Source organism: Moritella yayanosii (genome assembly GCF_900465055.1).
In the GTDB taxonomy this organism is placed as follows: domain Bacteria; phylum Pseudomonadota; class Gammaproteobacteria; order Enterobacterales; family Moritellaceae; genus Moritella; species Moritella yayanosii.
Window position 1 is genome coordinate 474,045 of record NZ_LS483250.1, and the last position, 12,424, is coordinate 486,468.

9 protein-coding genes are annotated in these 12,424 nt (G+C 42.2%); 5 read left to right on the forward strand and 4 right to left on the reverse strand.

Going from position 1 to position 12,424, the window contains the following annotated elements; all coding sequences use genetic code 11:
- Positions 1 to 245 precede the first annotated feature (245 nt).
- Complete coding sequence (gene glpD / locus MORIYA_RS02155) at positions 246 to 1,805, forward strand: glycerol-3-phosphate dehydrogenase (protein ID WP_232011473.1); 1,560 nt, start codon at positions 246 to 248, stop codon at positions 1,803 to 1,805.
- A gap of 120 nt (positions 1,806 to 1,925) precedes the next feature.
- Here the strand turns inward: glpD and MORIYA_RS02160 are convergent, their stop codons facing one another.
- Entirely contained in the window at positions 1,926 to 3,644 is a 1,719-nt protein-coding gene (locus MORIYA_RS02160; protein WP_112718378.1) for an electron transfer flavoprotein-ubiquinone oxidoreductase, read from the reverse strand.
- A gap of 101 nt (positions 3,645 to 3,745) precedes the next feature.
- Between MORIYA_RS02160 and MORIYA_RS02165 the strand changes: the two genes are divergently transcribed.
- On the forward strand, positions 3,746 to 3,955 hold the full coding sequence (locus tag MORIYA_RS02165; protein ID WP_232011474.1) for a type 2 periplasmic-binding domain-containing protein: 210 nt from the start codon (positions 3,746 to 3,748) through the stop codon (positions 3,953 to 3,955).
- Between the two features lie 156 nt (positions 3,956 to 4,111).
- Here MORIYA_RS02165 and MORIYA_RS02170 read toward each other — a convergent pair whose 3' ends face one another.
- Positions 4,112 to 4,456 (reverse strand): SRPBCC family protein, encoded by a 345-nt coding sequence (locus MORIYA_RS02170; RefSeq protein WP_112712324.1) that lies wholly within the window; start codon positions 4,454 to 4,456, stop codon positions 4,112 to 4,114.
- A 595-nt stretch (positions 4,457 to 5,051) separates the two neighbouring features.
- Here MORIYA_RS02170 and MORIYA_RS02175 point away from each other — a divergent pair.
- The gene (locus tag MORIYA_RS02175; protein ID WP_112712326.1) at positions 5,052 to 5,642 is read left to right on the forward strand and encodes a glutathione S-transferase family protein; all 591 of its coding nucleotides are present in this window, start codon (positions 5,052 to 5,054) and stop codon (positions 5,640 to 5,642) included.
- 148 nt (positions 5,643 to 5,790) lie between these two features.
- Here MORIYA_RS02175 and MORIYA_RS02180 read toward each other — a convergent pair whose 3' ends face one another.
- Together MORIYA_RS02180 and MORIYA_RS02185 are read right to left on the reverse strand one after the other, a co-directional pair.
- The gene (locus tag MORIYA_RS02180; protein ID WP_112712328.1) at positions 5,791 to 8,889 is read right to left on the reverse strand and encodes an ABC transporter transmembrane domain-containing protein; all 3,099 of its coding nucleotides are present in this window, start codon (positions 8,887 to 8,889) and stop codon (positions 5,791 to 5,793) included.
- 459 nt (positions 8,890 to 9,348) lie between these two features.
- Positions 9,349 to 10,497, reverse strand: a complete 1,149-nt coding sequence (locus tag MORIYA_RS02185) for an iron-containing alcohol dehydrogenase (RefSeq protein ID WP_112712329.1) — start codon at positions 10,495 to 10,497, stop codon at positions 9,349 to 9,351.
- A gap of 151 nt (positions 10,498 to 10,648) precedes the next feature.
- Between MORIYA_RS02185 and MORIYA_RS02190 the strand changes: the two genes are divergently transcribed.
- Positions 10,649 to 11,128, forward strand: coding sequence for an AraC family transcriptional regulator (locus MORIYA_RS02190; protein ID WP_232011475.1), 480 nt, complete (start codon positions 10,649 to 10,651; stop codon positions 11,126 to 11,128).
- Positions 11,129 to 11,180: 52 nt separating this feature from the next.
- Complete coding sequence (locus MORIYA_RS02195) at positions 11,181 to 12,215, forward strand: IS110 family RNA-guided transposase (RefSeq protein WP_112712331.1); 1,035 nt, start codon at positions 11,181 to 11,183, stop codon at positions 12,213 to 12,215.
- The last annotated feature ends 209 nt before the right edge of the window (positions 12,216 to 12,424 follow it).

Below are 12,424 nucleotides of genomic sequence, written 5' to 3' on the forward strand. Positions count from 1 at the left end.
TTGGATTTTTTATGTGTTTTCGCATTATTTGGTCTATTTTTGTCATCATGTGGACATGGTTTTAATATTTAATAGCCATTCGAGCATTCATGATCGGTAAGTTAACGTATAATGTTCGAAATGTAAAAATAAATGCTCGACCTCGAAAGTAAGTGGTGATTTTAATACCAAAGTGTTCTATATTAGTTGCAGATGTTCGATAGCGGTCGTTCGCTCAAACAAGAATGTATTAAAGTGAGTTTAGTATGAATAATGGAAATCAGAAAGTAATGACCAATGACATGAATAATAAAGTGTTAGACCTGATCGTGGTAGGCGGCGGTATTAATGGTGCTGGTATTGCAGCAGATGCTGCTGGCAGAGGCCTAACTGTTGGTTTATATGAAGCAGCTGATTTTGCTTCAGCAACGTCATCAGCAAGCTCTAAATTAATTCATGGTGGTTTACGTTACCTTGAACATTACGAGTTTCGCCTGGTATCTGAAGCATTAGCAGAACGCGAAGTATTACTTAAGAAAGCGCCACATATTGTTAAACCAATGCGTTTCCGTTTACCACATCGTCCTTTTTTACGTCCTGCATTACTCATTCGTGCTGGCTTGTTTTTGTATGACAACTTGGGTAAACGTACAACGTTAGAAGGCAGTAAACAAATAAATTTAGCGAAATCAGGCTTACTTAAAAAAGAAATTACCAAAGGTTTTGAATATTCAGATTGCTGGGTTGATGATGCGCGTTTAGTGATCCTAAATGCCATGGCTGCACAACGTAACGGCGCCGAAGTTGAAAACTATTGCCGTGTAGAAAAAGCCGTTCGTAAAGATGGTTTATGGCAAGTCACTATATTAAACGAACAAACCAATGTCCGTTTTGAGCGTACTGCGCGTGCATTAGTGAACGCAGCGGGTCCTTGGGTTAAACAATTTTTCGATGACAGCATGGAAGAAGAGTCGCCACGTAACATCCGTTTGGTGAAAGGTTCACACATCGTTGTCCCGCGTATTCATGACGAAGAGCAAGCTTACATTCTACAAAACAAAGATAACCGTATTGTTTTTGTTATTCCTTACATGGAAGACTTTTCTATTATCGGTACGACAGATGTTGAATATGTTGGCGACCCACGTAAAGTCGCGATCTCTGATGACGAGATTGATTACCTGATTGACGTGGTAAACGAGCATTTTGTTAAGCAACTTGCACCAAGTGATGTAGTTTGGACTTATAGCGGCGTGCGTCCACTGTGTGATGACGAATCTTCATCACCACAAGCAATCACCCGTGATTACACACTGGAAATTGAGCAAGAAGGCACACAAGCGCCATTGCTATCTATCTTCGGTGGCAAGTTAACGACTTACCGTAAACTAGCGGAGTCGGCAATGAAACTAATGTCACCGTACTTTGATAAAATGGGTGATTCATGGACAGCTGATACAGCGCTTCCTGGTGGTGATTTTAATTACCCACGTACGCAATTAGTTGAAAATATCTGTTCACAGCATTTATGGTTAAACCCTGAAACAGCGAAGCGTTATGTTAATCAGTTTGGCACTGATTCTTGGGACTTATTTGCGGGGTGCACATCTGAAGCTGATTTCGGTATTCACTTTGGCCAGGGTGTTTACAGTCGTGAAATTGATTACTTAATTGAAACTGAATTTGCCAAGAAAGCAGAAGACGTATTATGGCGTCGTACCAAGCTTGGTTTGTACTTAAGCAAAGAACAACAAGCGGCGGTTGCTGACTACATCAATGCAAAAGTGGTAAAGCAAAACCCAGTAAAGCTAGATAAAGTTGGTTAATTGCGTAACACACTGCGCTAATTAAACAGCTTAATTAAGCGCTACTAATCATTGATTGGTGGCGTTTTTTTATACCTGACGTTTATGAATAGTAGGGTAAGATCATAAGGGAGGGGCTTATTACATGCCGGAATAATTGGGCCCGCTACCGCCTTCCGCTGGTGTCCAGACGATGTTTTGTGATGGATCTTTAATATCGCAAGCCTTGCAGTGAATACAGTTTTCAGCATTAATCTGGAATTTCACTTCTTCGTCGATGATTATTATTTCATAAACTGCCGCTGGGCAATAACGTTGCGCAGGCTCTGCAAAGCGGGGTAGGTTAGTACTCATAGGTATACTGGGGTCGGTAAGTTTAAGGTGGCATGGCTGATTGGCATCATGTTGTATATGAGCTAAAAACACCGAACTTAGGCGGTCAAAGGTTAAGAGGTTATCTGGTTTAGGGTAAGTGATTGCTAACGACTGAGTGACTTTTTGTAATTGGCTATGGTCTGGTTTTGAATCGTGCAGGGTAAAGGGTAAGCTTTTATGCAGTATGTTCTGTTCAAACCAAGCCACGCCTAACATGGCATTACATCTGTGGGTGATGGGGGCAAAATTACGGGATTGATATAACTCTTGATACACCCATGACGCTTTATACAATAAGGTGAAATGTTCGAGGCTGTTACCTGTATCGATCTCGTTATTCAATTTTACATCCTTGTTTAACGCTTTATTTAAGTATTGTTCTTGCCCTTGCTCTCGTTTTTCGTTGGCTTTATAGCGATCTAACGCCATTGCTGCAAATACAGCTTCAGCACCTATCATGCCCGTTTTCATTGCGGTATGCGTGCCCTTTAATTTAGCTACATTCAAAGTACCCGCATCACAACCCAGTAATAGGCCGCCGGGGAACACCATCTTAGGGAGGCTGTTATAACCACCCTTGGTGATGGTTCTGGCGCCGTAAGCAAGGCGTTTTCCACCTTTTAGATAGCGGCTGAACGTGGGGTGTAATTTAAGGCGTTGAAATTCTTCGAAAGGACTGAGGTAGGGGTTCTGGTAGTTTAAATCGGTGATGAGACCGACGTAAACCTGATCTTTGCCAACGTGATAGAGAAACCCACCACCTGTGGCTCCGTGTTCAGCTAGTGGCCAGCCGATGCTGTGCATGACTAATCCCGGATGATGCAGGGCTGGGTCTATTTGCCACAGTTCTTTAATGCCCAGTCCGTAATGCTGTGGATCGGCGTCTTTATCTAACTGGTATTTTTCGATTAATTGTTTGCCTAAATGACCGCGTGATCCTTCGGTGACTAAAGTATATTTGCCAATGAGTTCCATGCCCGGCATAAAATTGTTTTTTTCATTACCGTGTTTGTCTCGACCCATGTCCCCCGTGATCACCCCTTTGACGCTGCCATCGTCATCAAATGTTAATTCATTAGCGGCAAAACCAGTGAATATTTCGACACCCAAATCTTCAGCTTGCTTGGCTAACCAAATACATAAATCGCCAAGACTGATGATATAGTTATGTTTGTTGTCTAAGCTTGATGGCACTAACATGTTAGGGACACGGCGGGCTGTGGTTGCATTTTTGAGTAACCAGGTATCATCTTGTTTGACTGTGTTAGTCACTGGTGTGTTTAAATTTTTCCAGTCGGGGAATAGTTCGTCTAATGCGTGGGTTTCAAAGATAGTACCCGCCAGGATATGGCCACCGATATCGGCCGCTTTTTCGAGTACGCAAACGCTCAGTTCGGTGTCTGATTCAAGTGCAAGTTGATGTAAGCGACAGGCCGCAGACAACCCCGCTGGACCAGCACCGACAATGACAACATCAAATTCCATTGATTCACGTTTCACGCTTGGCATCCTTATCCACTCACTTTTATTAAGTATTGTGTATGTTTGAATAAGTGCCGGGTAATTCGACAATTACAGCGACGTCAATGATTGAAAAAAACACCCCGGATATGGCCCCCGAATTTTGGACAAACCAGATCCGAGCGACATTAGCGAAAGGTGGCGAAGAAGGTCGTATTGTTGTGGCTGGTGATTATGCCGCAGAAAACTTTTTATTGAACAACAAAGCGATGTGGAGTCAGTGGGTGCCGAAGAACGTGGTTAAAAAGGTTGAGATTGCGTTAGCTGATTTATAATCGCTAACACGCCTTACCATGTGGAACTACTTGTTTTTTAATATAGAATTGGTTAGTAATGCACTGGGTAGTAATGGTTGAGACATGAGCTTCCAAAGGAAGCTGAAATGCTTCCTTTTTAACGATTATTTTTGTTAAAGGTTACATTTTATGTCGCTAAGAGAATGTTTCTTGCAATGCAGATAATAGCGCTTGGTAAATAGGATCACAGAACTCAGCGACTTCTTTGCTATTTGTTGACTCGAAACTTGAACGCCATTCAACGAACGTGCCGTTATGTGTCTGCGATAATTGAACGCTGCCAATATAGTTGTCTACCGCATCTTTAGCGATTGGGCCAGGACCATCATCAATGCTGTATGAAAAACTATGTTGCGCACCGACGATACGCAAAGAAGTGATCACACCTGCAGCCCATGATAAATCGTGGAAGTTACTGATGGTGTCCCAAACTTTGTCGATAGGTGCGTTGATATTTATCGTGTTGTAGCAATGACCCATTAACTTTTCCTTACATGTGGGGCGTACACATTCAGTTTAGTTAGTTTTTTGGGTATCTCAAGCAAGGCGAGGATTCGGGAATTCATCACGATCATCCTTAGTAACCTCTGAAAAGTACACAGTGCTACTCAAAGGATTACTTAAAAATTCGATCCGTCAATTTCCCTTGGTAATTATAAAAACGACAGAGTCGCTTGGTAGTTATGGTACGACAGAGTCCCTTGGTGTTCACAATGAGTGAGTAAAAACTCTAAGCTGAAAAGGGGCAGAAATGACTTAACATTATTCCTCTAAGCTGCAAGTGTACCCACTAAAATTAGCCGTAAATTAGCCGTAAATTAGCCGTAAATTAGCCGTGAATTAACCTTGAACTCACGGCTCAACATGACTGGCGGGTGATAACCTGTTGCCATTAGTTCAACACCCTAGAATCCATCGTGTTCTATATCGACATAGTATTCACATCGATTAGAAGAAATCATCCTTGTGCTTTAAAGACCTTTAATGGCACACTCATTACCAATACGATAAAGGATTTAAGCAACGGCCAAATAGCCAATAACGGTTTTGGCCAAAGGTGATTCAAGGAATTAATATGAAATTATACGGAAGCTACACGTCGCCATTTGTTCGTCATTGCCGCATTGCATTATTGGAAGGTCAACTAAACGGCGGTTTAGAATGTGAATTTATCGAAACGGATGCTGATAGTAGCGCAAAACTTTCGCCGATGAAAAAAGTGCCTTTTCTACAAGACCAGCAAGCTGGTAAAGATATTGGTTTAACAGATTCTGCTAGTATTTTAATGTATTTACGTGAGCAGTCAGGAAAAGAGTTTTTAACTGATGCTCAAGACTTTAATTTATTTTGTAATGTAAATACGGTATTGGATGCTGCGGTAAACTTATTTTTTCTTGAAAAGTTTGATCAGATCACACCTGAGCAAAGCAGCTATTTGACCCGTCATAAAGATCGAGTTGAAAGTGCCTTGCTTCACTTGAATGATAGTACTTATAGCAGCCAAGCACCGTTCACCGATGGTGAATTACGCTTAGCCTGTTTCTTAGACTGGGGGTTGTACCGTAATCGCATCAATATCGACGGTTTAGATAACCTTCAAGCGCTGTTAAAAGCGGCTCGAAGCTTTGATCTTTTTGCCCAAACAGCACCACCGATTGGCGCATAGGTAAGTCTTGGGCTCGATGCAACTAAAGCGGTGATAGCGAGTTAGAGCCTGCCTTAGCTTCTTTAGATTCTAAAGCCGGCTTTTTAAGTTAGTCGGTTGTAACGCCGACTACTATTTTACTCAACATTCAACATTCAACACCCAACACTTAACCCTTATCCCTTTCGTCGAATTCAGTGAAATCGATCCCTCGTTCAGCAGCAAATGCCCGCATTGCCCGTAGACTTGTCGCCGTCTCTGACAAGTGTCCAGCAACTGAGCGTAACAAGCTTGCCGCCACCATCGCGTCATTTTCGATCACAGCCAGTAACTCACTGGCACCAATTCGTAGAAATACACTGTCTTCTATCGCAATTAAGTCTAATAGACGTGCTTCGTTATTGATGAGGGCCAAATCGCCGATCAATCGTCCAGGTAAAATTTCTGATACTAAGTGTTTTTCACCTTCACTTTTTGGCCAATATAATCCAGATGAACCCTTAACACACAGATAGGAGGCATCTGCTTCTTCACCAGCACTAAAAATAACGTGTCCCGATTTTACTTTGTACCATTGCGCACTAAATGCGAGCAGACGTTGTTGTTTGCGATCAAGCCCTGCAAATAATTCTGTCTGCGCTACGATGCGTAATTTACGGTTTAGATCCTGACGCGCATCTTCATCTTGAAGTTCATCTTGACGTGCAATACCATCAATGCGCCCATCCACAATGTCGACAAACAAATCGTAACTGTCTGGATTGGGGAAGTGGTTTTCTATGAAAATCTGGGTGGTGTCAGGCATCAATTCACTAATACGTTCGCGCGTCAAGGCACGAGCTTCACCGTCGTGGCTAGCCAATGCATTTCGAAGGATCAGAATATCAGGCTTCTTAATCCCGGCCCGGCTGAACGCCAGGCGTTCCCTGAACACTGCGGGAAGATTTTCTCCCCCTTGGGTAGTCGCAACATCATATAGGGATTGCGCGACCAGTCGCCTTAGACCATGCTCCGTCAGGACGTCAACAATCGTATCTTCAATCAACTTCTCACGGGCACCAGCCAAACTTGAAATACGGCCGAAAATAGCATTGCCAAGCACCGACATAACCGGGAAATATTGCTGTGGGTCAATTGGCTTAAACAAGCCATCTAACTTTACAACCATTTCTGCGGCACTCTTTATCCTAATTTGCACAATCCGCGCTTTAAACTCATCAGTGAAAGAGGGTCCAATCTGTTCGGCAGAAAACGCAAAGGGTACCGTCAACATCAATGCAAAATCTTCGTGTGACAAACCACTTTGACCAACTAAGCGTCTTTTTGCTACGATCACTCTAAGCTGATGATAAAGATCTTCGTTCATATTCAAACGACGAAACAACGGATGATCAGTACCATCGGTGCCAAATGTTTCGGTCAGCCCTTCGATTAGATTGGCAGACATGTGTGCAAGGTAATCGGCAATCCCTTCATCTTCCAACATCTGTACGAAATTATTTTCTTGTGATAGGGTTACTTGTGTCAGCATTTTTGTGGGTACAGCATAAAGCAGGTTGCTACCCAAGGGGGATACAGGGTTGAATTTTTCTGGGTGAAAGGCATGCACAATATCATCCACCCCCGCCTTCGTTAAGCGCTTAGCTATTTCGGGTCGCAATTGTACAATGGCTTTTATCAGTTCTTGCTGAGTGTCTGGATCAAGGCGTGATCGTAACCCCCTACGCACCATCATATCGTCGGTACCCATGGCTTCAACCAACTGGAACCACCAGTCTTTGATTTCATCATAGGATTTAAATCCAGCTATTTGAGGGGCAAGCCAGTCAGACTCAAACGGATCAACACTGTTACCTGCGCGCGCAGACTCTTGTTGCCAATCGGCCACATCAGCCGAAATATCATCGCCTAAGATAGGCGCATAATTAAATGGCATTAACAGGTTTTCACCGAGTGTCCCTTGAAAAATATGCGGTTTGGAACTAGCATATCCTATGCGGTTGGCGATGACTGTTTGATGTAAGTCATTCATCTCATATCCTGCTATCTTCACGGTTCCTCTTTGTGGAATCACCTCACGTGTTAATAAATCAGCAAACGCAAGTGCCGCAGCCTCACTATTTGTCTTGATTGCAACGCGTGCGCCTTTTGGAATGGTTAAGCTAATATCTTCTAGTACCGAATGTCCGTCTTCATCGAATACCGTCACACGTTTCAGTTCGATATCACCATTAAGGCTTGTCACCGTATCAGGCTCACCATCAAACAACTCGTCTCTTACCAGTGTATTTGGCGCGAAACGTTCGGTCACCACCTCCCAGCGAAGCGCCATATCTTGGGTTTGGTTGTAATAAGTCAACAGCTCTTTCCAAGGCGAAGACAGGTCTTTGTAGGCTGCGAGCGCGGCAACCAAGGCACCAACTGTGATCTCTCCTTTGATCGCTAAATAGCCACCAACAGAATAGAAAAAGAACGGTGTTAATTGATTGATGAAGTTGTTCAGGAACTTCATAAAAAATTTCTTTTGATAAATCTGAAAACGAATGCCGAACAGGTTACCCAAACGATTAGAAAACAATGACAGTCTGTGACGCATCCCGCCGTTCAGACGAATATCGCTGACACCTGCCGCTGTTTCGCCAATATCAGCGGCCAATTTGCGAATTTCTTGTATTCTGGATTTATTCAACACATTGATCTGGCGCTGTAATTTGGGGATGATCCATGCCTGCAACGGAATAAGCGCGATGGACGCAAGCCCAAACCAGAAGCTTTGGGCAAATAGAAACGTCAGAATTGTCAGCATCTGCCCAGCCTGAAACACTGGCTGTGACAGCATATCGCCCATAAATGAGCCCATAGGTTCCGCTTCTGATGTCACCATCGAAACCAATTCTCCTTGGCTTGTGGTGTGGAAATAGGAACGCGGAAATCTTAATATTCGAGTGACCAGTTGAAAACGAAATCGACGTAATAATCGTTCGGACAACACACCTTTCATGGTGTTTAGGCGCATCTTCAATAACCCATTGGCTAATACTGCTAATAGAAAAGCAATACAAAGCACCATCAAAAACTCGATCTGACTTAATGTCATGCCCAGCAAAGACACATCTTCACCCGTTCCCCCAATAGCATCGTTGATAATGCGTTTAGGTAACTCTAGCGAAACGTACAGAATGGGGAAGGTCAGGAGCGTGATAGCGGTGAGAAGCAACTGATTTTTTTTAGAATATTTCCAGATAAACTGAAAAATGCTCTTTTCCATTTTGAGTATTCCCTTGCTGGTTGAGTTATAAAAAGTCGTAATTTTAATGGTTTACGTTTACCAATTCAATAAAATTTGCACACTGTTTAATATCAACGCACACGGTTAATGAATGCGATGTATAGTTGGTCGAATAACCAATGTTAGCCCAAGTATAGGCACTTGTACGCGAGTGGAAATGACAGCGTGGCTTATTAAACAAGATATTAAGACGAGTATTAACGTTAGCTAACAAGGTGTATACACCAATATAGCGCCTAACGTTATGTTCAATAGCGAAGAAACGGAGCCAGTACTGGAACAGAAGGGCTGGTTGAATATGTAGATGCCAGTAGTACCTATAGCACTTACTGGGCTAAGGCCTTCAATGGCGCGTTAGCAATCTACAACCCCAAAAGCCAATACCAGATTAACAGTATTGGTTTTTGCTATTAGAACGCGTTTTTATCGAGGGTGTTATTACTTCACTGCGTCTTCTAATATTTGACGAGAAACTTCTAGGGTAATCGCTTGGTTTTCACCTAGCGCAACCATGCCGTGAGTTTCAAGCTGTTTGATGATGGTATCAATCGCGGCAGCTTTATCATCGCCGTGTTCAGTTAATTCGGTAGGTAGTTGTACGCTGCGGTAGAAATTTTCTATTTCTACAATGGTACGCTCAGCGAGATCCGAAGACGCTGCTAAGCCAAATACATTGGACCCTAATTGTTCTAGTTTAGCGCGTTTTGTTGCAATTTGGTTACGCAGTAAAGAGGGTTGGATGATAGATAATGAACGCGCATGATCAACATTGTATAAGGCTGTTAATTCATGACCAATCATGTGCGTTGCCCAGTCATGCGTTACGCCAGAACCAATTAAGCCATTGAGTGCTTGGTTTGCTGTCCACATCAGGTTCGAACGCCATTCGTTGTTATCACGTTCACCGTATTGCTCTGCTAATTTTAGTAAATTTTTAAGTAATGCTTCAGCATAACCGTCTTGAACCATCGCACCCGTTGGTAGGGTTAGATATTGTTCACAAACGTGTACCCATGCATCGACAATACCATTCACTAATTGACGCTCTGGCAATGTTTTCATTGAATCTGGATCAAGTACAGCAAACTTAGGTTGTACAGCCGGAGACATAAATGGCAGTTTAGTTTGCGTTGATTTTTGGGTAATAACAGAACCTGAATTGGATTCAGAACCGGTTGCTGGCAATGTTAGAATTGCGCCAAGTGGGATCGCATCCGTTACTTGGTGTTTGCCAATCAAGATATCCCAACCATCACCGTCGTACTTAGCTGCTGCGGCTACGTATTTTGCACCATCAATGACAGAACCACCACCCACAGCAAGAATATAATCAATTGCTTGTTCCTTGGCGATAACAACTGCCTTGTCTAAGGTTTCTACTGTCGGGTTTGCTTCAACACCGGAAAATTCTGTCCATGTGTGCTCTTTCAGTGCGTCACAAACTTGGTCATAAACACCATTTTTCTTAATAGACCCACCACCGTAAATCACCAGTACTTTTTTATCTTTTGGGATAGACGTTGCAATAGTCTCAATTTGACCTTGGCCAAAATGGATTTGAGTTGGGTTAACATAAGAGAATTTCATTGTATGTCCTTTTATTTTGATTTGTTCAATAAGTGCATATTACTATTTAAAAGTGTATTAAAAAAGGCAGTTTCCTCCATTTTTATTGCCTATTACTCTAATGTTGCGTATTTTAATAAATAGGTGATGACTTGATATTTTAAGGGCTACTATGAATTCTCTTGGCGATTTGATGCAAATATATGCGGATAAGTATGATCTTAATGATTTGGAAGGCATTAAAGAAACCGCTATTCCTGGGGTGTGGTTTTATCGCAGTAGCCAAGGCAATCAGCGTCAGCCTTTTGTGTACCAATCGGGAATAATCGTTATGGGACAAGGTCGCAAGCATATACATATAGGTAATCAGCCGGTGCATTATGGACCAGAAGACTACTTGGTGGTTGGTGTGCCAATGCCATTGGAGTGCGAAGCGTTACCTGAGAATGGCGAGCCATTGTTAGGCTTAACCATTAATGTGGATCCAACGTTGTTACACCGTTTGGTGAATGAATTGGAAGTTGCATCTTTTGAGCACGCACCGAGAAGTAAGCAAGAAACATGCGGATTAAGCTCAGTCAAAATGGGCACTCCTATGCTAGCCAGTTGTAAGCAATGGAATGGACACCGCCTCACCCTTTCGCGCTGTTGATTATGGTGTAGGCTGTAAGCAGGTGAATTTTATTTATCATAGGTGACATATTATGAAAAATATAATTAGAGTTGGTGTTGATTTGGCAAAAAACGTGTTTCATATTCATGCTATTGATGAGAATGAAACAATAGTTTGGCAAGGAAAATACAATCGCACCACTTGGTTGAAGGCGATTGTGAAACGAGTACCAACAACCGCGGTAATCGGCATGGAAGCTTGTGGTTCAGCTAATTATTGGGCAAGAGAGCTCACAGCACTTGGTTACAGTGTTAAATTAATAGCCGCTCAATTTGTTAAACCTTATGTTAAAACAAACAAAAATGACAAAGTTGACGCTGAAGCCATTTGTGAAGCAATCAGCCGACCTAATATGCGCTTTGTTAATATAAAAACAGTTGAGCAACAAGATATTCAATCTAAGCATCGTGTTCGTGAAGAATTAATTTGCCACAGAACTGCAAAATCAAACCAAATCAGAGGGCTCGTCAGTGAATACGGCATTGTAGCGCCTATTGGTATCGCTTATTTACGAAAAGCGATACCAATGTGGTTAGAAGAATCCGACAACGGTTTAACATTTGATTTTAGGGCTTTGTTGCTCACGCTCCAGGAAGATTTAATTCTTGTAGATGAAAGAATTGATTTACTGACAGCACAAATTAAAAATAATGTTGCAACTAATCCCATAGGAAAAAAGTTGATGAAAATTATCGGGATTGGTCCTTTGGTCTGTAGTGCATTGTTAATGGCACTTGGTGATGGTAAGCACTTTAAGAAAGGCAGAGATTTTGCAGCATCTTTAGGCTTGGTTCCTAGGCAATACAGCACAGGTGGGCGTGCTAATTTACTCGGCATTAGTAAGCGAGGTGATGGTTATTTAAGAAAATTATTAGTTCATGGCGCTAGAGCAGCTTTTCGTCATGTCAAAGATAAGACAGACCCTTTAAGTTTATGGATAAAACACTTGAGTGAAAAAAAACACCCTAATGTTGTTATCGTTGCACTTGCTAACAAATTAGCACGAATTTCATGGGCGTTAGTTGCTAACGACACCGAATACACAGAAACATTGGCCGCTGGTTGATTGTATTAAAATAATTTTCATATTCGAAGTTGTAGGTAATACTTAGGTTACAAATAGTAAGCACATTATTTAAAAATTGCAAAAGTAAAAGAGAGATGGAAAATAGGTTAAACCATCACTAGAAAAACCCTAACTGAGCGAAGAGTTAATAACTCGTGTAAGCGATTGGGATCTAGTGTGCGAATGAAGCCATTGAGGTTCGATGCTAA

Bases quoted from the DNA above. Each gene is read 5' to 3' on its own strand.
- MORIYA_RS02175 (WP_112712326.1), top strand. From the start codon at position 5,052: ATGAAATTATACGGAAGCTACACGTCGCCATTTGTTCGTCATTGCCGC.
- glpD (WP_232011473.1), top strand. From the start codon at position 246: ATGAATAATGGAAATCAGAAAGTAATGACCAATGACATGAATAATAAA.
- MORIYA_RS02195 (WP_112712331.1), top strand. From the start codon at position 11,181: ATGAAAAATATAATTAGAGTTGGTGTTGATTTGGCAAAAAACGTGTTT.
- MORIYA_RS02170 (WP_112712324.1), bottom strand. From the start codon at position 4,456: ATGGGTCATTGCTACAACACGATAAATATCAACGCACCTATCGACAAA.
- MORIYA_RS02180 (WP_112712328.1), bottom strand. From the start codon at position 8,889: ATGGAAAAGAGCATTTTTCAGTTTATCTGGAAATATTCTAAAAAAAAT.
- MORIYA_RS02190 (WP_232011475.1), top strand. From the start codon at position 10,649: ATGAATTCTCTTGGCGATTTGATGCAAATATATGCGGATAAGTATGAT.
- MORIYA_RS02165 (WP_232011474.1), top strand. From the start codon at position 3,746: ATGATTGAAAAAAACACCCCGGATATGGCCCCCGAATTTTGGACAAAC.
- MORIYA_RS02160 (WP_112718378.1), bottom strand. From the start codon at position 3,644: ATGGAATTTGATGTTGTCATTGTCGGTGCTGGTCCAGCGGGGTTGTCT.
- MORIYA_RS02185 (WP_112712329.1), bottom strand. From the start codon at position 10,497: ATGAAATTCTCTTATGTTAACCCAACTCAAATCCATTTTGGCCAAGGT.